This is a genomic window from Sphingobium sp. VMM, assembly GCF_056790315.1.
On sequence record NZ_JBXGSI010000009.1, the window covers coordinates 176,910 to 195,160 of the forward strand.

The window sequence follows — 18,251 nt, forward strand, 5'->3', positions numbered from 1 at the left end:
TGGCCAGCGGCCTGCATTGCCGCTACCCCATGGCGATGACGGACGGACGACTGCGGGACGCGAACGACTAATGTGGGTGTTGCTGGGCATCGCCCTGATCGTCGCGGGCTTCGTGCTGCGCTTCAATCCGCTGCTGGTGATCCTGGCCTCGGCCATCGCCACCGGCCTTGCCGCCGGGCTCGATCCGCTCACCATCCTCGCCGCCTTTGGCAAGGCGTTCAACGACTCGCGCTATGTCTCGGTCGTCTGGGTGGTGCTGCCGGTGATCGGCCTGCTCGAAGCGCATGGGCTTCAGGAACGGGCGCGCGGCCTCATTGACCGGATGCGCGGCGCTACCACCGGCCGCTTCCTCCTCTTCTACCTGGTCGCCCGTCAGATTTCGGCCGCCATGGGCCTGATCTCGGTCGCCGGCCATGCCCAGACCGTGCGGCCGCTGGTCGCCCCGATTGCCGAAGCCGCGGCCGAGAAACAGGCCGGCGCGCTCGATGAGGAGCAGCGCGACGAGATCAAGGCCTGGGCCGCCGCGACCGACAATGTCGGCGTCTTCTTTGGCGAGGATATCTTCCTCGCCATCGGGTCGATCCTGCTGATCAAGGGGCTGCTGGAGCAATATGGCATATTGCTCGAACCGCTCCAGCTCTCGGTCTGGGCAATCCCGACCGCGATCGCCGCGCTGCTGATCCACGGCTTTCGCCTGTGGCGGCTCGACCGCCGGCTGAACGCGCAGGGCGCCAAGGAAGCGGAGCACACCGCATGATCACCCTCCACTGGGTCTACGCGCTGATGGGCGCGGTGTTCGCGGGCTATGCCCTGCTCGGCGCCGCCGACCGCAGCAACCCGCGTCGATTCACCACCGCCGCCTTCTGGGCGTTGCTGGCGCTCAGCATGTGGGCGGGCGACCGGATCGGTGAGATCGGCAATGGCGTCCTTGTCCTCGGCCTCGTCGCCATCGCCGGCTTCAAGGGGCTGGGTCGCGGCAGCGGCGGCGTGCCGCTGGCGGAGCGGCAGGCGCGCGCCGACCGTCATGGCAATGGCCTGTTCGCCATCGCCCTGGTCATCCCCGTCACCGCGCTGGCCGGCACCTTCCTGTTCAAGGCGTTCCCCGCCTGGATCGATCCCAAGCAGACCACCCTCATTTCGCTGGCGCTCGGCGTCCTGATCGCGCTCGCCATCGGCTGCACCTGGCTGCGCGCCCGGCCAATCGTCGCCCTGCAACAGGGGCGGCAATTGATGGACTCGGTCGGCTGGGTGGGCATATTGCCGCAGATGCTGGCCAGCCTTGGCGCGGTGTTCGCGCTCGCCGGCGTTGGCGATGTCGTCGGCGGCATCGTCCGCCTCGCCATTCCCGATGGCAGCCTGCTCGGCGCAGTGATCGCCTATGGCCTGGGCATGGCGCTCTTCACCATCGTCATGGGCAATGCCTTTGCCGCCTTCCCGGTGATGACTGCCGCGATCGGCATCCCGCTGCTGATCCACCACTATCATGGCGATCCGGCGATCATCTGCGCGATCGGCATGCTCGCAGGCTTCTGCGGCACATTGCTGACGCCGATGGCCGCCAATTTCAACCTCCTCCCCGCCGCGCTGCTGCAGCTCAAGGATGAATATGGCGTGATCCGCCGCCAGGTCGGCACCGCCCTCCCCCTGCTCTGCGTCAACATCCTCCTGATCTATTGGCTGGCCTTCCGATGACCCGACTGACCCAAGATATTGCCGACCGTTTCGCCGCCCTCACCCTGTCCCATCTGGGGCGGCAATATCCCTACAAGATGGACCTGACCTATCAGGGACCGGAGGATGCGCGCATCCCGGCGGACCATCATCCGATCTTCCATGGCAGCTATGACTGGCACAGCTGCGTCCATGGCTGGTGGCAGGTGATGCGCCTGCGCCGCCTCTATCCCGACATGGCCCAGGCCGATGCCATCCGCGCCCGCGCCGACATGATGCTGGTCCCGGACAAGGTTGCGGGCGAACGCGCTTTCCTCACCCGCCCGACCGCCGGCGGGTTCGAGCGCCCCTATGGCTGGGCCTGGCTGCTCGCGCTCCATGCCGAACTTGCCCGGCAGGACGGGCCCTGGGCCGCCGCGATCGAACCGCTGGCGCTCGATTTCGCCGCGCGCTTCCACGCCTTCCTGCCGAAAATGACCTATCCGCTGCGCGTCGGCACCCATTTCAACAGCAGCTTCGCGCTGATCCACGCTTATGACTGGGCCAAGGACCGCGATCCCGCGCTCCAGGCGCTGATCCGCGAGCGTGCCCTTGCCTGGTTCGGCCAGGACCGCGCCTGCCAGGCCTGGGAACCGGGCGGCGACGAATTTCTCTCCTCGGCGCTCACCGAAGCGCTGCTGATGAGCCGGCTGCTCGCGCGCGATGAATTTGCCGACTGGTTCGGCGCCTTCCTGCCCGATCTTCTGACCGGCCAGCCGGCCACCCTGTTCACCCCGGCCACTGTGTCGGACCGCAGCGACGGCAAGATCGCCCATCTCGACGGCCTCAACCTCAGCCGCGCCTGGTGCTGGCGCGGCATCGCCGCCGCGCTGGGTGCCGACACGCCGATCGCGCCGATCGCCGAGCAGGCGGCCCTCGTCCATCTCGACGCCGCGCTCCCCCACATAGCCGGCGACTATATGGGGGAACATTGGCTGGCCAGCTTCGCCCTGCTGGCATTGGAGTAGCGCCAGCCTCAGGGCATGTTGGCGAGCAGCAGCTTCATATGTGCCGTCGGCGTGGTCGTGCGCGACTGGAGACGGAACATATAGTCATAGGCCCACCAGGCGCCGCCGCCCCAGGCGGTCCAGCCCAGCACCGCCGACGACGTCTTCAGACGGCGCAGCATGTCGGGATATTCCTTCGCGCATTGCGGCTGGCCCGACGCGGCAATCTCGCCGAAGAACAGCTTCACCTTGTACTTCTCGGCCCAGGTCAGCGCCGCATTCACGCGCTGGCCGGCCTTGACCTCGCACTTGTCGGTGGTGCCGGTCGACCAGGCATCCAGATATTGATGCACTTCAAAGGCGTAATTCTTGCCGGGATCGACGAACTTCACCGCCTGCGCGGCATTGCCCGAACTCACCCAATTATGCGCCCCGGTCCAGGCCGTGCCGGGAATCAGCAGCTTGTTGCTGATCTTCTGGGCACGGATATCCTTGGTCACCTGCCCGGCGATCGCCCACCATTGTGTGACATTCTGCCGGTTCGGCTCGTTCATCAGGCCGATCCAGACATTGGAATTGGAGCGATAGTCCTCCATTATCTTGACCCAGGCGTCGGTGAGTGCCGTCGTCGCCAATGTGCCGCTGCCGACAAGAGCGGTGGCACCCTTCACCTGGCGCGCACCATAATTATGCATGTCCAGGATGACGGTCAGGCCCAGCGCATTGGCCTGGGTCACGACCGACTTCAGCGCCTTGCGATCGACCTCCGACAGAGGACCGTAAAGGTCGGGCTGCAACCGTTCCCAGCGGAACGGCACGCGCAACAGCTTGAAGCCCTGCGCCGCATAGCTGCGCATCTCGGCCGTGCTGGGATAGATATAGTTGCTGCCAAGCTTGCCGCCGGTGCCGCCAAATTCGCCGCCGGAGAAATTGATCCCAGGCAGAACCTTGGACGTGCTTGTCGTCGCACCGGCAGGCCCAGCGGCTATCGCAGCGGTAAAGGCCTGCGCCGCCGTTGTCGTCGGCACCGTCGTGCTGCTGCTGACAACCGGCATCGAGCTGGCCGATGACGGGATGGTAATCACCCGTGCTTCGGGCGTACCGGCATCTCCGCCCGATAGCGAAACGGCCGCAAAAACACCCGTCGCGGCAATCGCAACCCCTGCGGCTGCAATGCCGCCCCCCATCTTTTTCATGAAATTATCTATCCTGTCAGACCCAAAGGAGGCGGGCCCTTAGCCAGCATAGTCAGGCAATGTCTTCACCCCGGTTGCACGATTTGGTTAAGCCTCCGGCAGGTTGTTCGAATAATGCGCCATATGGGTTTTCCCTTATGCGAAGCTCTCCATCCGCCAGAGAAATGGGGGTAGACCGACGTTCCCACTACCGTCGAATCGAGCCAAATTGAACCCGGACAAATATCGTTTGAAAATATATCCGGGTAATATTAGACTTATTCCATGACCGAAGAGGAAAAGCGGGCCGCGATCGCCGCCTACAGGGAGCAGAAAGTCGAAAGCGGCATTTACACCCTATATTGCGCGCCCTCGGACCAGCGCTGGGTTGGCAGCGCGCTCAATCTCGCCACGATCCGCAACCGGCTCTGGTTCACCCTGCGACTGGGCAATGATCGGCATCCCGGCCTCCAGGACGCCTGGAATACCCATGGCGAAGACGCCTTCGGTTTCGAGATTCTCGAACGGCTGAAAGCGGATGATCTCGGGGCCGGCCGCGACCGCCGGTTGAAGGAGCGCCTGCTCCAATGGACGGAAGAGTTGCAGGCGACGCGGATCTGACCGAGCCGCCTGCCCTGGTTCAGCTTGCGACTGCCAGCAGCTTGGCACTCATCGCCGGCCATTCGCTCATGTCCCATCCTTCGGGCGTCTCGCGGGTGATGATCTGGTCCGCGCCGAAGCAATTGCCGAGATCGATATCCTCGCTCTTCTCGAACGCCCGGTCGGCGAGCGAATAGAAGGGGCGGACCTTGGGCAGGGTCAGGTCATCGGGATTCTGCTCGACCACGATCGCCAGCCGGTGCGATCGCAGCCGCACCAGCGACCCGATCGGATAGATGCCGACCGCGCGCTGAAACGCCTGGAAGATTTCCGCGTCGAACAGCGCGCCGCCATCCTCGTCGATCTTCAGCAAGGCGCGCGACGGGTCTTCGCCACTGCGGTGCAAGCGATTGGACGTCATGGCGTCATAGCTGTCGCAGATCGCGGCCATGCGCGCGAACATGCCGATCTGCTCGCCGGCCAGGCCATTGGGATAGCCGCTGCCATCCAGCCGCTCATGATGGTTGAGGCACACGTCCAGCACTTCCGCCGGCATTTCGCCGCCCAGGGTCAGGAATTCATGCGCCAGCGTGGTGTGGCTCTTGACCACGTCCCACTCCTCCGGCGTCAGCGGCGCATCCTTGTCCCACACTTCCTGCGGCACATGGGCCATGCCCATGTCCATCAGCAGGCCGGCCAGGCCAGCCTTGCGGATATCGTCGGGCGACAGGTGCATCTGCTGGGCAAGGCCGATCATCAGCGCGCAGACCGACAGCGCATGCTGATACAGATATTCGCCACTATTCTTCATCCGCGTGATCGCCATGAAGGCGTGCGGATTGCGCTGCACGGAACTGGAAATCTCGTCGACCATGGTTTCCAGCTTGGCCGCCTTCACCGCCTTGCCCAGCCGCACATCCTCATAGAGCTTGCGCATGGTGCGACCCGACTTGCGCGCCAGCCGCTGGGCATGGACCATCTCGGCGCGGATCGGCAGCTTGTCCTTGGACAGCGGGTCGAAGGGACGGTCGACCGGCTGGGGCGCGGCGCGGCGCACGATCGTCGGCCCGGCACGGCCGAACACCCGTTCGCGCGGCTCGGCTATCGGCACCACGCGGGATGGCACCGGCTGGGCCGGGGCCACATCCGCACCGCGCGACACGTCGATCGTCACCCACTCGACCTTGCTGGCATGCAAGTCCGCCAGTTGCTCGGGATCGTCGAGCAGCATCTTGCGCTTCCAGAAGGGGTGGGAAAACCACGACCCGTCCAGCTTGTGCAAGAACATCCCCAGTTTCACGTCCTGGGTGCGGATTTTTTTCAGCATTTATACGGCCCCGTAGTCCCCGCTTTCATTTCGCAGGTCGTGCCTTTCCAAAAGGTTAAGATCCCCCTTCCAGCCGCGAAAGTGCAGCTTCGCTTCGTCGCATGCAGGTGCGGCAACTGCTTGAAAGCCGGCAATTCTCTTCCCGGTCGCGGGAGGCAGCCTCCTGTACCGGCCGATGATGTCGCTGCGCCTACCGCAATCGGCCATTTTCGCTTATCCTCCTGCGGTCCGGACAGGGAGGCGATCGATGCGCGTGATGGTGCTGGTGAAGGCGACGCGGGACAGCGAGGCAGGCGGCCCGCCCGACCCGGAGATGATGGCGGCGATGGGCCGCTTCAACGACGAACTGGAAGCGGCCGGCATATTGCGCATGGCCGACGGCCTGCTCCCCTCCTCTCATGGCAAGCGTATCGCCTTCGACGGCGCCGATCGCCGCGTCATCGATGGCCCCTTTCCCCAGGTCGGCGAACTGGTCGCGGGCTTCTGGCTATGGGAAGTGGCCGATATGGACGAAGCCGTCGCCTGGGTGAAACGCTGCCCCAACCCCATGCCCGGCCCCAGCGAAATCGAGATCCGCCCTTTCCACGAATGGGCCTAGCGCCCCTCATATCCTTGCATTGCATTGATCTGCTGCCGTTTTTCCCGGCACTCGGTATTTACCCCGATAGCTCTTGGGCCGACTAAGCGGGATCATCCGACCTCCCTTCTTCTCGATTGCCGGCCGCCGCGCACATTTCCGGTGCGGCGCGCGCCAAGGACAGGAGATCGTGTGGCGAAAAAGATTTTCGTGCTCGGCGGCGACGGCTTTTGCGGCTGGCCGACAGCGTTGCATCTGTCCGAACTGGGCCATGAGGTCGTCATCATCGACAATCTTTCGCGTCGCCGGATCGACGCGGAACTGGGCGTCCACAGCCTGACGCCGATCGCCATGGTCGACCAGCGGCTGGATGCCTGGCACCAGGTCAGCGGGCGGACCATCCGCTTCCATTATCTCGACGTCGCCCAGGATTATGCCCGCCTCCTTGCCCTGCTGGCGGAGGAGCGCCCCGACGTGATCGTCCATTTCGCCGAACAGCGCGCCGCCCCCTATTCGATGCGCGGACCGACCGAGAAGCGCTATACCGTCAACAACAATGTCGGCGGCACCCACAATGTCCTGACCGCGCTGGTCGCCTGCGACCTCGACGCGCATCTCGTCCATCTCGGCACCATGGGCGTCTATGGCTATGGCGGTGCCGGCTTCGAAATCCCCGAAGGCTATCTGACCGTCCAGATCCACGACGATGCCGGTGCCCCGCATGACTGGGAAATCCTGTATCCGACCCGGCCGGGCAGCGTCTATCACATGACCAAGTCGATCGATCAGCTGCTGTTCCAATTCTATGCCCAGAATGACCGGCTGCGCATCACCGACCTGCACCAGGGCATCGTCTGGGGCACCCAGACGGCGGAGACGCGACGCCACCCCGCGCTCATCAACCGGTTCGATTATGAGGGCGAATATGGCACCGTGCTCAACCGCTTTCTGGTGCAGGCGGCGCTCGGCCATCCGCTGACCGTCCATGGCACCGGCGGCCAGACCCGCGCCTTCCTCAACATCCAGGACACGGTGCGCTGCATTGCGCTCGCCGTTGCCCATCCGCCGGAGCGCGGCGACCGGGTCAAGATCATCAACCAGATCGCCGAAAGCCTGCGCGTGCGCGACCTTGCCCTTCTGGTATCCGACCTGACCGGCGCGGCGATCGAATATCTGCCCAACCCCCGCAAGGAAGCGGCAGAAAATGACCTCGACGTCAGCAACGCCACCTTCCGCGCGCTGGGCCTCGACCCGATCCTGCTGACCGACGGCCTGCTGGCCGAGACGCTGGAAATTTCCGCCCGTTATGCCGACCGCGTCGACCAGCGCCACATCCCGGCACGCACGGCCTGGACGCGCGAACAGCAGGCGGCGCTCGACCAGGCGGGGTCGATCGAGACGGTCCATCCCGCCCTGTCCGGCGTGGCGGGAGCGGGCCGATGAGATTATGGGTCATCTGCCTTCAGGCGCTGTTGTTCATCGGCCTGCTGATCGCGATCGGCCAGAGCGGCCTGTTCGACACGGTCATGGGCCGCAACGTCCGGCTGGGCGACCCTCTGTTCGAGGATTATCAGCGCGGCTCCATCCCCTTCATCGACGTCGATGGACGCGACGTGTTCGTGGCGCAGTCGCACCCGGACAATCCCCTGATCCTGTCCGGCTTTCCGGCCTATGCCAGCAAGCTCTTCCGCCTGCCGACCGATAGCCGGCCGCTCAGCGGCACCTATAATATCGCCTTCGCGACCGACGCCGTGCCCGATGCCGAAGGTGCGCTGCGGATCAGCATCAACGGGGTCAAGCGCGCCGACGTCGTGCTGAACCAGGGGCGCTTCAAACGGCGCGCCAAGATCGAACTGACCCCCGCCGAACTGGCCTCGGGCCAGTTGGAGGTCAAACTGGCGCTGGTCGGGCGTGGCCCGATGGCCGAATGCACGCCCAATGAAGCGCTGGCCGCCGTCGTCACGATCCTGCCGGAAAGCGGCCTGCACCTCAAACTGGACAAGGCGCCGTCCACCACCCGCGACCGGCTCGCCTTGTGGGGCGACCTGATCCCGGTCAAATGGGACGAGGATGACAAGGCGGCGGATCTCGCCACCCTGCTCGCCGCCGCACGGCTGAGCGAGAAAGGCTATGGCATCTATTTTGGCGAAAGCGGCTATGCCGCCCAGGCGCTGACCGACATCGACAAGGGCGCAGCGATCCGTCCCGGCCGGACGCAGGCGCTGCGCTATCCGGTTAGCCTGGTCAGCGCGATCGAGAATGGCGGCGCGCGCCGTTTCGATCGGGAAACCACCTGGCGCTATCGCTATGATGTCGGGCAATTGCCCAATGGCGAGCTGCCGTCCGCGCTCGACCTGCGCCTGCTGCTCGGGCCGATCGCCGAAACCCGCACCGCGCTGTTCGTGACGCTCAACGATCATCTGCTTTTCACCCGCACCCTGACCGACGAGGATCAGCGCTTCAGCCATTCGATCGCGCTGCCGACCGCCGATCATCTGGATCGCAACCAGTTGGAAATCACCCTGACCGCGCATGAGCGGGAAGAAATGCGGTGCGGCGCGCGCCGTCTGATCGCCGCGGAAATGCTGCCGGAAACCATCTTGCGGGGCGGCGGCGAACGGCTTGTGCCGGCGATCGTCCAGTTGCGGGGCCTGCTTGCGGCCAATCGCCCGGTCGCCTTGAAGGCCGGCGCACTGACCGCACCGCAGGGACAGGCCACAGCCCAGTTGCTGGGTCAGATGCGGCCCAGCGCCCTTGCCTTCGGCACCCAAAGGCCGGGCACCACGATCGAGGTGCTGACGGGCGACATTGCCGGCGCGCTGGCACGGGTCCGCCCCGCCGGACGGCAATGGCTGGTCCACTTCCCCGATGACCGGCGCGAAGGCGTCATGGTGGAACCCTTCGCGCGTGGTGCATCGGCGGCCGGGGCCGCCGTGGCCCTGCTGGTGACGGTCCATCGCCCGGTTCCCGTCCCGCCGCCCGCCACGCCGGCGACCACCCCGCTGCGCGCAACAGCCCCTGCCCCCTGATGCCGCCGCCCCCGGATTATGACCGGACCCAGGCCAATTTCCAGTCGACGGACAGTTTCGCCGGCGGGCTGGCCCGCCCGGTATCGATGTTGCGCGCACCCGCCCTGCTGCTGACCTTCACGACCATCGCCCTGTTCCAGCTATGGCTGTTCGAACTGGGTTTTCTCGACCGCTTCTTCCGCACCCATGATTATGTGTTCGGCCCCTATCTGGGCTTCAGCGCGATCTCGATCCGGACCTTCATCTATTCCTATTTCATCTCCTTCTCGCTCTATGCAGCGGGATCGGTGCGGGCGCGCATCCTGCTCTGCCTCGACCTGTGCCTGCGCTACATGGCGCTCTGCACCATCCTTGACCTGGGCAGCGTGGCGCTGTTCGCCTATGTCGGCACCCCCTTTTCGCTGGCCGCGATCCAGATCATGGCGGGCCTTGCGGGCATGGCGGTCTTCGCCTTCGTCATCATCCGGCGCGGCACCATGCCTGCCCCGGTGCCGGTGCTGCGCGGCCCCCAGCCCAAGGGCCGCGCCCTCTACCGCCTCGCCATTGCCGGCACGATCGCGGCGATCATCGCCATCTGGGCGGCACAGCAACCGATCCTGCTGTTCGAGGAGATGCGCGACATCAGCCTGCTCGGCGGCATCGGTCCGGGCGTCATCCTGTTCGTGCTGCTGACCTTTGCCCAGCTCTACATCGTTGCCGTCGCGGAACGCTATCGCCTGTCGCGCCCCGACTTCGCCGCCCCGGTCAGCGTCATCGTGCCCGCCTTCAACGAACAATATGTGATCGGCCAGACGATCCAGCATATCGACCGCGCCGCCGCCCATTATGGTGCGGAGGTCGAACTGATCGTGATGGACAATGGCTCGATCGATGGCACGGCGGACATCGCCCGCGCCGTGATCGACGCCTGCTCCGCGCTCAGGGGGCGGGTCGTGCATGTCGCGACGCCCGGCAAGGCCCATGCCCTGAACGAAGGCGTGCTGCATGCGCGCCATCCGTTCATCGTGCGGATCGACGCCGACACGCTGGTGGGCGAGGATAATCTGACGCTGGCAATGCAGAATTTTGCCGATCCCGATGCCGGCGCGGTCGGCGGCGTGCCCTTGCCGCCAGGCGGCGCGATCTTCGATGCCGGGCGCCTGGTCGAGGTGATCGTCAAGCATGGCTATTATTCGCCCGCGCTCAGCGTCATGGCCGGGCTGGTCGGCATTCCCGGCATGTTCGTCATCTATCGGGCGGACGCGCTGCGCCGGGTCGGCCAGTTCGCCTCCGGCATGAATGGCGAGGATACCGACATCTCGCTGCGCATCGCCGAACTGGGCTATCGCACGCTGGTCGATCATCGGGTCAGCTATGTGTCCGAAGTGCCGACCAGCTTCGCCCATCTGCGCGAACAGCGGCTGCGCTGGTTCCGGTCGGTCTATCATGTCAGCGCACGCGCCCATTCGCTCATCAGCGCCCCGGACTTCAGCATCCGCGGCAAGCTGGTCCTGCCCTATATGCTGATGAACACCGCGCGCCGGGCGATGATGATCCCACTCGTCATCTTCGGCCTGCTCGAACTGTTCATCACGTCGAGATCGATCGCCTTGCCCCATTGGCAGGCGATCGTCGCCGTTCTGGTCGGATCCCCCCTGGTTGCCGCGGCGATCGCGATCCTGGCGAATAACCGCCCGCGCGCCCTGCTGGCGCTGCCTCCCTATATCTTCTTCCGCGCACTGCGCGCCTGGTACACGCTCGAATCCGCGCTCACGATCCCGATCACGTCGATGTCCACGCGCATCCAGATCGGGCGCGACCCCTGGCCGCAAAGCCCGCCGCCCGATCCGCTTCCCCCGCCATCCCCCCCTTCATCGCCGGAGGTCTCATGAAACAGATCGTCATTCCCGCCGCCCTGCTGGGCCTCGCCGCCATGCCTCAGGCCGGCTGGGCAAAGCCGGGCGACCTGTCGGTCGAGGGTGAACTTTCCTACGGGCTCGACGTGGTGCCACCCGACGTGGTCGACAACAGTCCCGATCAGGATCGGATCAAGTCGCTGTTCACCGGCGAAGTGGGCCTGGCCTATGATGCCGGCCCGGCGATCCTGCGCGCGTCCGCGGGCGCCCACATCTATCCGTCGGAAGCCGATTATAATCGCTATCCGCTGACCGTCGGCGCGCAGATCGACTGGCCACTGGCGGCCAGGGGGCGGACCAGGCTGCGCTTCCAGCCCAGCTATGAATATGTGTTGGGCGATGATGGCCGGGTGTTCGATCGCGCGCGCATGGATATGCAGCTCATCCACCGCCACAATCCTGCCCACACCAGCACGGTGCGCCTGCGTTACGGCTATCGCAACCAGAGCGAACAGCGCTTCCAGGGCTATGACCAGAGCGAGTGGCTGGGCGAACTGCGCCATCTCTGGCGGCCGGGCGGCGGGCAGACCCGCATCATGGGATCGCTATTGGGCCTGCATGCCAATGCGCAGGCCAACCGCTTCAGCTATAATGGCTATGGCACGATGCTGATCGCCCGCACACCGCTGCGCGAGGGGCTGGAAGTCTATGGCCGGCTCTATCTGGTCCATCGCAACTACAAGGCGGCCTTCTCCAACGCCTATCCCTTCAAGCGGGAGGATACGCAATTGCGCCTGACCGGCGGCGTCGAACAGGCGCTGACCCGGCGGATCAACCTGTTCGGCGAGGCCGGCTATGCCAGTAATGATTCCAACGTCCCCACCCGCGACTATAGCGGTTTCGTCGGCCGCATCGGCATCCGCTTCCATTAGCCACGGCGCGCCAGTCTAACAGGCAGGAAAATGGTGCACCCGACGGGATTCGAACCCATGGCCCTCAGATTAGGAATCTGATGCTCTATCCTGCTGAGCTACGGGTGCACGCAGCGCCGGCTCTATTATGCGCGGCGCGCGCGGTCAATTCTTCGCTTCGGGCGGAATCACCGGAAAGGGCAGTTGCGCGACATTGATGCCTTCCTCGGCCAGCGCCTTGGCCTCGGCCGGGGCGACCTCGCCATGGATGCTGCCCTTGTCCTGCTCGCCATAATGCATGGCCCGCGCCTGCTCGGCAAAGCCGCGCCCGACCCAGGTCGAGCCTTCCAGCACCTTCTTCTGCGCGTCCGCCAGCGCCTCGACCAGCGCGCGCATCTTCGCCTCGTCCGGCCCGGCCGCCACCGGTGCCGTCTCCGCTTCGGCCGCCGGCTGCTGCTGGACGATCTCGCGCCGCTGGTTGCCCTTGGCCGCCACCGCCGGCGCCATCAGCGCCTTGCCGACACGCGTATCGCCGCACAGCGGACAGGCGAGCAGGCCCCGTTCCTTCTGGTCCGCATAGTCTGCGCTGGAGCCGAACCAGGCCTCGAACACATGGCCCTGGCCCTCGCACTTAAGGTCGAAAACGATCACCTGATCTCAACATCCTGCGGTATCACGCGCCGATTGGCGATGGCGGGCACCCGCCCGCGCACCGCCTCTACGCGGGTCAGGTCAAGATCGGCAAGGGCCAGCCCCGCGCCCTCGCCCATGTCCAGCAGCACATCGCCCCACGGATCGACCACCAGGCTATGGCCATAGGTGGTGCGCCCGTCCTGATGCGCGCCCGCCTGCGCGGCAGCGATCAGGAAACAGCCCGCCTCGATCGCGCGGGCGCGCAGCAGCACATGCCAGTGCGCCTGGCCCGTGGACACGGTGAAGGCGGCCGGTGCCAGCAGCACTGTCGCCCCGGCATTGGTCAGCGCCCGATAGAGATCGGGAAAGCGCATGTCGTAGCAGATGGAAAAGCCCATCCGTGCCCAGGGCGTATCGACCGCCACCACGCTTTCCCCCGGCCCATAGACCGAGGATTCGCGCCAGCTTTCGCCCGATGCCAGGTCGACGTCGAACAGATGGATCTTGTCGTAGCGCGCCCGTATTTCGCCCTGATCGTCGATCATGAAGCTGCGATTGGCCCAGCGCCCGTCGCTGCGTGCCTCTTTCAGTGGCAGCGACCCGATATGGACCCACAGCCCCTCGCGCGCCGCCGCCTCGCGCACCGCGGCTAGCACGATATCGTCCGCCTCGCCGCGCAGCGTTTCCGCCGCGCGCTTGCGATCGCGGTCCAGATAGCCCGCCATTTCCGGGGTGAAGAGCATGTCCGCCCCCTCGCCCTTGGCGCGCGCCGCCGCCTCCTCAATCGCGGCGGCATTGGCGGCCGGGTCGATCCCGGTCGTCATCTGAAGAATCGCGGCGCGCATCGGCCCTACAGCCCCAGCAGCGGGTCGAGCTTGCCCTCGCGGTTCAGCGCGGCGAGATCGTCGCTGCCGCCGATATGCTGGCCGTCGATGAAGATTTGCGGCACGGTGGTGCGTCCGGGCGCCCGCTCCAGCATTTCCTCGCGCCTGGGGCCGCCCAGCGAGATGTCATATTCCTCGAAGGCAACACCCTTGCCCTCCAGCAGTGCCTTGGCCCGCGCGCAATAGCCGCACCAGTCCTTGGTATAGATTTCGACCTTTGCCATTATCTCGGTAAAACTCCTTTGCCCCGAAATTGGGGGGAATGCGCACTTTGTCAATCGTCGCCGGTTCTGGGTAACGCCCGCGCCCAGCACAGCAGATGCACCTCGCGCGCGCCGCCGCCCTTCAGCAGCTTCGCGCAGGCCGCCGCCGTCGCCCCGCTGGTATGGACATCGTCGACCAGCCATATCACCCGTCCCGCCAGCCCGTGCCCCTGCGCCAACGCAAAGGCGCCGCGCACCGCCTGCGCCCGCTGCTTGGGGTTCATGCCCCGCAGCGGCTGCGTCCGCTTCACCCGGCGCAAGCCATGCTTGTCCACCGCCAGCCCCGTCAGCCGCCCCAGATGATCGGCGATCAGCGCCGACTGGTTGAAGCCGCGCCCCCATAGCCGCCAGCGATGCAACGGCACCGGCACGATCAGCGCGTCCTCCATCTCCGGCCGCACATGGCGCAACATCTGCCCCGCCACCAGCCGGGCCAGGCCTATCCGCCGCCCATATTTCAACCGCAGCGCCACAGTCCGCGCGACATCGCCATAGGCCAGCACCGCCCGCGCGCTGTCGAACGGCGGCGGCTGTGCCAGGCAGGCGCCACAGGCCGCGCCCTCGCCCATCTCATGCGCGAACGGCAGGCCGCAGCGCGCGCAGCAGGGTGGCCCCAGAAACCGCATCCCGCTCCAGCAATCGAGGCAGAAACCATGGTCCGCACCGACGATCGCGCCGCATCCGGGGCAGCGTGGCGGAAGGGCATAATCCATGACCGGACGCATCACGGTCTTGAGAAGCGGGACCAGCGACATCATCTGCCTTGTCCCCGCTTCGTCCCCGATGCACAAGGCCCGCCATGACTGCCCCCGAAACCCGCCCCGACATTTTCGACCGCGCTCTGCGCGCCCGCCACCGCGACCGGATGCTCGGCACCTTTGCCGATCATGACTTCCTCCACCGCGCGATGCTGGACGAACTGCTCGAACGGCTGGCCGATGTGCAGCGCGACCTGCCCGAAGTGTTGCTGGTCGGCTGCCCGGACGGCAGCGCGAAGGCCGCGCTCGAAGCCATGGGCAAGCGCGTCGCCTGCGCCGATCCCGGCTTTCTCGCCGCGCAGCGGGCCGGCGGCGTGCAGGCGGACGAGGATGCCCTGCCCTTTGCCGACAATAGTTTCGACCTGGTCATCGCCTGCGGCACACTCGACAGCGTCAATGATCTGCCCGGCGCGCTGATCCTGATGCGCCGCGTGCTGCGGCCCGACGGGCTGATGCTCGCCGCCTTTGCCGGCGCAGGCAGCCTGCCGCGCCTCAAGTCCGCCCTGCTCGCGGCCGAAGGCGACCGCCCCGGTCAGCATGTCCATCCCCAGGTCGATGTCCGCTCGGCCGGCGACCTGCTCAGCCGCGCCGGCTTCGCCATGCCGGTGGCCGATGGCGAGACGCTCAATATCCGCTATGGCGACGTGGTCCGGCTGATGCACGATCTGCGCGGCATGGGCGCGGGCAATGCGCTCGCCACCCGCCCGCCAACCCTGTCGCGCGACGTACTGATGCGCGCCGCCGCCCATTTCGCCGATGCCGCCGATCCCGACGGCCGCACCGCCGAACAGATGGCGCTGATCTATCTCTCCGGCTGGAAACCCGACGCCAGCCAGGCCGCTCCCGCCCGCCGCGGCAGCGCCACCGTCTCGCTGGCCGCCGCCTTGAAGGGCAAGGACTGATCCTCAGGCCGCGACGCTCAGGAAGCGGGATCGCTTGCCCCGATTATAGTCGCGGTAGAAGGCCATGAACTCGTCCGCCGGCAACGCCTTGGCATAATACCAGCCCTGCGCGAACTGGACGCCGGCCTTGCGGACATAGGCATCCTGTTCGCGGGTCTCCACCCCTTCTGCGATCAGGTTCAGCTTCAGCGCCCGCCCCATCCCGATGATATGGGGCGTGACCACGCTGGCCGCCGCATCCCGGCCGATCGCATCGATGAAGCATTTGTCGATCTTGAGCGCGTCGAGCGGCAATGTCTCCAGCAGCGACAGGCTGGAATAGCCGGTGCCGAAATCGTCGATCGCCATCAGATGCCCGGCATCGCGCGCGCGGGCGATGGTCGCGCGGGCCGTGTCCGGGTTGATCAGGCTGCGCTCGGTCACCTCCAGCCAGATCTGGCCCGGCGCGATGCCGGCCTTGGCTATCTCGCGCTCCAGCACGTCCAGGAAGCGGCCGCTTTCCAGGTCGCGCGCGGAAATGTTGATCGCCACATGCACCTGCTGTTCGGCCAGCAGCATGGCGTGCAGGTCCGCCACCACCTGCTCGATCACATGGTCGGTAATGTCCAGGATCAGCCCGCTCTGCTCGGCCAGCGGGATGAACAGGTCGGGCGCTATCCACCGGCCATCGGGCCGCCGCCACCGCACCAGCGCCTCGGCGCCCACGCAATAGCCAGTCGCCAGCTCGATCAGCGGCTGATAATGAACCTGGAACTCGCGCTTGCGGATGGCCAGCTTCAGTTCCTTTTCCGGCGACAGGCGCTGGCGTGACACCCACAGGATCAGCAGCATCAGGATCGCGGACGCCACCAGCCCGATCGGCAATAACAGGCGCATCTCGCTGCCCAGCTTCGCATCGATGGCGCTGCGGTCGGCAATGGCAAAGGCGGTCAGGTCGCCGCGCTGCACCGACGCATAGATGTCCGTCTCGTCCATCCCGGTCATCGCCTGCCGGCTCAATTGTCCCACCAGCCCGTCATTGGCCCGCCCGGTAATGGCGATCAGTGTCCCCTGCCGCGTCGCGATGCCCAGGATCATGTGGCTGTCGGACAAGACATCGACCAGCCGCTGCGGCAGGATCAGCACATTATGGTCACGATAGCCCAGCACCATCACCTCGCGGGCATGGCTGATGCGCGGCTTCACATGCAGATGCAGCGCATAACCGCCCGCCAGCGTCGCCGAAGGCGTCCCGCGCCCGATGACGACATCCGCCGGCACCTTGCCCCAACCGGTGCAGGCCAGCCGATCGCCATCATAATGGCCTACTTCCTCCACTGCCCCGCTGTCGATCGCCAACTGGCGCATCCGCTCGATATGGCCGACGGAACAATCGCCCTTGCCGACCTGCGCCAGCACATCCTTGGCGTCGGTCAGCACCTGTTCGGCGCGCAGCAGCGTCCAGTTGGCATATTCCTGCATATGCGCGCGCTCGGCGGCGATCGCCCGCTCGCGCGAAAAATGGACGGTCAGTGCCAGTGGAATGACGATCGCCAATATCGCCAATATCAGGGCCAGAAAGATAACGATCCGTCGCCGCAAGTCCGGCCCCCATCTTCATTCGCCATCGGAGCAGCAAAACCTGCGCCCTCAGCAGAGCAAAGACGAGTATTTATTTTGTTAACGGCCTGTCCTTGCGCGTGAAAGCCCAACGCCCTGTCGCCCTAATGCTCAGCGCAGGCTCAGATAGAGGGTAATGGTCACCAGCGAGGCGATGGTGGAGACCAGCACCACCCGCGCGGTAATACCCGCTTCCCGGCCATAGAATTCGGCGACCATGAACGGACCGGTGCCGGTCGGCAGCGCCGCCATCAGCACCGCCGTCGCCGCCAGCGCCGGCGGCAGGCGGAAGACCAGCGCCAGCGCCCCGGTCAGCAGCGGCTGCGCCAGCAATTTCATGCCGACCAGAAACCCCACCGCACCCGCCGGCGGCGGGGCGCCCTCCCGCTTCTCGGCAATGAACAGCCCCAGCGCGACCAGCGCACAGGGCGACGCCGCACCGCCCAGCAGCGACAGGAACTTGTCCAGCGGCGCCGGCAGCGGAATGGCAAAGGCCAGGAACAGCCCACCGACCAGCGGCGCGACCAGCAGCGGATTGGTCGCCAGCGACCGTGCGACCTTGGCCATCATGTGCCCCGGCCGCCGCTCGCTCTGCATCCCGATCTCGATCAGGATCAGCGCCACCGCAAACAGCAGGCAGACGGTCATGATCGTCGCCACCAAAGTCGGCGCCAGCGATGCCGGCCCCAATATCGTCGCCGCCAGCGGAAAGCCGATGAAGCCGGTATTGGCATAGCCTGAATTCAGCCCATCGACCGTCGCATCCGCCAGATGCCGCCCTTCGCGTCGCCGCAGCAATAGCGTCGCGGCAAAGCTCAGCCCCGCGCCGATGCCGAAGACGGCGATGAAGCCGGGCTGCCAGATGTCGCTCCACCGCGCCTTGGCAACGATGTCGAACAGCAGCGCCGGCAGCGCCAGCCACACCACGAAGCGATTGATCTCGCCGGTCGCATGCGGCCCCAGCACGCCACTCCTGCGGGCGATCCATCCCGCCCCGATCAGCGCGAAGATGGGCAGGACGATCAGCATTACGGACAACATCGGAGGACTTTCGGGACAGCGGAAACAGCGCTCGCCTACGCCGCCGGATCGATGCATACC

At 66.0% G+C, this 18,251-nt stretch carries 18 protein-coding genes and 1 tRNA gene; 10 read left to right on the forward strand and 9 right to left on the reverse strand.

Features of this window, described 5'->3' with window-relative positions:
* Positions 1 to 70: 70 nt before the first annotated feature.
* From ACUCV3_RS13715 to ACUCV3_RS13725, 3 genes are read left to right on the forward strand one after another with little or no spacing between them, the layout of a single operon-like run.
* Positions 71 to 757 carry a DUF969 domain-containing protein gene (locus tag ACUCV3_RS13715; protein WP_048938340.1) on the forward strand — a complete coding sequence of 229 codons (687 nt, stop codon included), beginning with the start codon at positions 71 to 73 and terminating at the stop codon, positions 755 to 757.
* Positions 754 to 1,692 carry a DUF979 domain-containing protein gene (locus ACUCV3_RS13720; RefSeq protein ID WP_048938339.1) on the forward strand — a complete coding sequence of 313 codons (939 nt, stop codon included), beginning with the start codon at positions 754 to 756 and terminating at the stop codon, positions 1,690 to 1,692. The genes ACUCV3_RS13715 and ACUCV3_RS13720 overlap by 4 nt, the downstream gene beginning before the upstream one ends.
* Positions 1,689 to 2,678: a DUF2891 domain-containing protein gene (locus ACUCV3_RS13725; protein ID WP_048938338.1), complete on the forward strand. Its 990-nt coding sequence runs from the start codon at positions 1,689 to 1,691 to the stop codon at positions 2,676 to 2,678. The genes ACUCV3_RS13720 and ACUCV3_RS13725 overlap by 4 nt, the downstream gene beginning before the upstream one ends.
* An 8-nt stretch (positions 2,679 to 2,686) precedes the next feature.
* Here the strand turns inward: ACUCV3_RS13725 and ACUCV3_RS13730 are convergent, their stop codons facing one another.
* Entirely contained in the window at positions 2,687 to 3,853 is a 1,167-nt protein-coding gene (locus tag ACUCV3_RS13730) for a glycoside hydrolase family 5 protein (RefSeq protein WP_482240686.1), read from the reverse strand.
* Positions 3,854 to 4,117: 264 nt separating this feature from the next.
* On the opposite strand from ACUCV3_RS13730, the gene ACUCV3_RS13735 reads away from it, so the two are divergent.
* Positions 4,118 to 4,453 (forward strand): GIY-YIG nuclease family protein, encoded by a 336-nt coding sequence (locus tag ACUCV3_RS13735; RefSeq protein ID WP_048938336.1) that lies wholly within the window; start codon positions 4,118 to 4,120, stop codon positions 4,451 to 4,453.
* A gap of 19 nt (positions 4,454 to 4,472) precedes the next feature.
* On the opposite strand, the gene ACUCV3_RS13740 is transcribed toward ACUCV3_RS13735, so the two are convergent.
* Positions 4,473 to 5,759 (reverse strand): cyclic di-GMP phosphodiesterase, encoded by a 1,287-nt coding sequence (locus tag ACUCV3_RS13740; RefSeq protein WP_048938335.1) that lies wholly within the window; start codon positions 5,757 to 5,759, stop codon positions 4,473 to 4,475.
* Between the two features lie 247 nt (positions 5,760 to 6,006).
* Here ACUCV3_RS13740 and ACUCV3_RS13745 point away from each other — a divergent pair, with 247 nt between their 5' ends.
* The 5 genes from ACUCV3_RS13745 (at position 6,007) to ACUCV3_RS13765 (ending at position 12,132) form a co-directional block, all read left to right on the forward strand.
* A complete protein-coding gene (locus ACUCV3_RS13745) occupies positions 6,007 to 6,357 on the forward strand; it encodes a YciI family protein (protein WP_048938334.1) in 351 nt (116 codons plus the stop codon).
* A gap of 171 nt (positions 6,358 to 6,528) precedes the next feature.
* Positions 6,529 to 7,779, forward strand: coding sequence for an NAD-dependent epimerase/dehydratase family protein (locus ACUCV3_RS13750; RefSeq protein WP_048938333.1), 1,251 nt, complete (start codon positions 6,529 to 6,531; stop codon positions 7,777 to 7,779).
* A complete protein-coding gene (locus ACUCV3_RS13755) occupies positions 7,776 to 9,365 on the forward strand; it encodes a cellulose biosynthesis cyclic di-GMP-binding regulatory protein BcsB (protein WP_048938332.1) in 1,590 nt (529 codons plus the stop codon). The genes ACUCV3_RS13750 and ACUCV3_RS13755 overlap by 4 nt, the downstream gene beginning before the upstream one ends.
* On the forward strand, positions 9,365 to 11,236 hold the full coding sequence (locus ACUCV3_RS13760; RefSeq protein WP_482240687.1) for a glycosyltransferase family 2 protein: 1,872 nt from the start codon (positions 9,365 to 9,367) through the stop codon (positions 11,234 to 11,236). The genes ACUCV3_RS13755 and ACUCV3_RS13760 overlap by 1 nt, the downstream gene beginning before the upstream one ends.
* Positions 11,233 to 12,132, forward strand: a complete 900-nt coding sequence (locus tag ACUCV3_RS13765; protein ID WP_048938330.1) for a hypothetical protein — start codon at positions 11,233 to 11,235, stop codon at positions 12,130 to 12,132. Before ACUCV3_RS13760 ends, ACUCV3_RS13765 begins: the two co-directional genes overlap by 4 nt.
* A 31-nt stretch (positions 12,133 to 12,163) precedes the next feature.
* On the opposite strand, the gene ACUCV3_RS13770 is transcribed toward ACUCV3_RS13765, so the two are convergent.
* The 5 genes from ACUCV3_RS13770 to ACUCV3_RS13790 all read right to left on the reverse strand — a co-directional run bounded on the left by ACUCV3_RS13770 (position 12,164) and on the right by ACUCV3_RS13790 (position 14,649).
* Positions 12,164 to 12,240, reverse strand: a tRNA-Arg gene (locus tag ACUCV3_RS13770).
* Positions 12,241 to 12,276: 36 nt separating this feature from the next.
* Positions 12,277 to 12,762, reverse strand: a complete 486-nt coding sequence (locus ACUCV3_RS13775; RefSeq protein ID WP_048938293.1) for a DUF1178 family protein — start codon at positions 12,760 to 12,762, stop codon at positions 12,277 to 12,279.
* Positions 12,759 to 13,589: a carbon-nitrogen hydrolase family protein gene (locus ACUCV3_RS13780; RefSeq protein WP_048938292.1), complete on the reverse strand. Its 831-nt coding sequence runs from the start codon at positions 13,587 to 13,589 to the stop codon at positions 12,759 to 12,761. Before ACUCV3_RS13780 ends, ACUCV3_RS13775 begins: the two co-directional genes overlap by 4 nt.
* A 5-nt stretch (positions 13,590 to 13,594) precedes the next feature.
* Positions 13,595 to 13,852: a glutaredoxin 3 gene (gene grxC, locus ACUCV3_RS13785; protein WP_017500202.1), complete on the reverse strand. Its 258-nt coding sequence runs from the start codon at positions 13,850 to 13,852 to the stop codon at positions 13,595 to 13,597.
* Positions 13,853 to 13,902: 50 nt separating this feature from the next.
* On the reverse strand, positions 13,903 to 14,649 hold the full coding sequence (locus tag ACUCV3_RS13790) for a ComF family protein (RefSeq protein ID WP_048938291.1): 747 nt from the start codon (positions 14,647 to 14,649) through the stop codon (positions 13,903 to 13,905).
* A gap of 41 nt (positions 14,650 to 14,690) precedes the next feature.
* On the opposite strand from ACUCV3_RS13790, the gene ACUCV3_RS13795 reads away from it, so the two are divergent.
* Positions 14,691 to 15,551: a class I SAM-dependent methyltransferase gene (locus tag ACUCV3_RS13795; RefSeq protein WP_048938290.1), complete on the forward strand. Its 861-nt coding sequence runs from the start codon at positions 14,691 to 14,693 to the stop codon at positions 15,549 to 15,551.
* Positions 15,552 to 15,554: 3 nt separating this feature from the next.
* Here the strand turns inward: ACUCV3_RS13795 and ACUCV3_RS13800 are convergent, their stop codons facing one another.
* Together ACUCV3_RS13800 and ACUCV3_RS13805 are read right to left on the reverse strand one after the other, a co-directional pair.
* Positions 15,555 to 17,132 carry an EAL domain-containing protein gene (locus ACUCV3_RS13800; protein WP_482240688.1) on the reverse strand — a complete coding sequence of 526 codons (1,578 nt, stop codon included), beginning with the start codon at positions 17,130 to 17,132 and terminating at the stop codon, positions 15,555 to 15,557.
* A gap of 129 nt (positions 17,133 to 17,261) precedes the next feature.
* Entirely contained in the window at positions 17,262 to 18,191 is a 930-nt protein-coding gene (locus ACUCV3_RS13805; RefSeq protein WP_048938288.1) for an AEC family transporter, read from the reverse strand.
* Between the last annotated feature and the right edge of the window lie 60 nt (positions 18,192 to 18,251).

What these genes read in the sequence shown, in the direction of transcription:
- ACUCV3_RS13715 (WP_048938340.1), top strand. Translation starts at nt 71, where the DNA reads ATGTGGGTGTTGCTGGGCATCGCCCTGATCGTCGCGGGCTTCGTGCTG.
- ACUCV3_RS13720 (WP_048938339.1), top strand. Translation starts at nt 754, where the DNA reads ATGATCACCCTCCACTGGGTCTACGCGCTGATGGGCGCGGTGTTCGCG.
- ACUCV3_RS13725 (WP_048938338.1), top strand. Translation starts at nt 1,689, where the DNA reads ATGACCCGACTGACCCAAGATATTGCCGACCGTTTCGCCGCCCTCACC.
- ACUCV3_RS13730 (WP_482240686.1), bottom strand. Translation starts at nt 3,853, where the DNA reads ATGAAAAAGATGGGGGGCGGCATTGCAGCCGCAGGGGTTGCGATTGCC.
- ACUCV3_RS13735 (WP_048938336.1), top strand. Translation starts at nt 4,118, where the DNA reads ATGACCGAAGAGGAAAAGCGGGCCGCGATCGCCGCCTACAGGGAGCAG.
- ACUCV3_RS13740 (WP_048938335.1), bottom strand. Translation starts at nt 5,759, where the DNA reads ATGCTGAAAAAAATCCGCACCCAGGACGTGAAACTGGGGATGTTCTTG.
- ACUCV3_RS13745 (WP_048938334.1), top strand. Translation starts at nt 6,007, where the DNA reads ATGCGCGTGATGGTGCTGGTGAAGGCGACGCGGGACAGCGAGGCAGGC.
- ACUCV3_RS13755 (WP_048938332.1), top strand. Translation starts at nt 7,776, where the DNA reads ATGAGATTATGGGTCATCTGCCTTCAGGCGCTGTTGTTCATCGGCCTG.
- ACUCV3_RS13760 (WP_482240687.1), top strand. Translation starts at nt 9,365, where the DNA reads ATGCCGCCGCCCCCGGATTATGACCGGACCCAGGCCAATTTCCAGTCG.
- ACUCV3_RS13765 (WP_048938330.1), top strand. Translation starts at nt 11,233, where the DNA reads ATGAAACAGATCGTCATTCCCGCCGCCCTGCTGGGCCTCGCCGCCATG.
- ACUCV3_RS13780 (WP_048938292.1), bottom strand. Translation starts at nt 13,589, where the DNA reads ATGCGCGCCGCGATTCTTCAGATGACGACCGGGATCGACCCGGCCGCC.
- grxC (WP_017500202.1), bottom strand. Translation starts at nt 13,852, where the DNA reads ATGGCAAAGGTCGAAATCTATACCAAGGACTGGTGCGGCTATTGCGCG.
- ACUCV3_RS13790 (WP_048938291.1), bottom strand. Translation starts at nt 14,649, where the DNA reads ATGATGTCGCTGGTCCCGCTTCTCAAGACCGTGATGCGTCCGGTCATG.
- ACUCV3_RS13795 (WP_048938290.1), top strand. Translation starts at nt 14,691, where the DNA reads ATGACTGCCCCCGAAACCCGCCCCGACATTTTCGACCGCGCTCTGCGC.
- ACUCV3_RS13805 (WP_048938288.1), bottom strand. Translation starts at nt 18,191, where the DNA reads ATGTTGTCCGTAATGCTGATCGTCCTGCCCATCTTCGCGCTGATCGGG.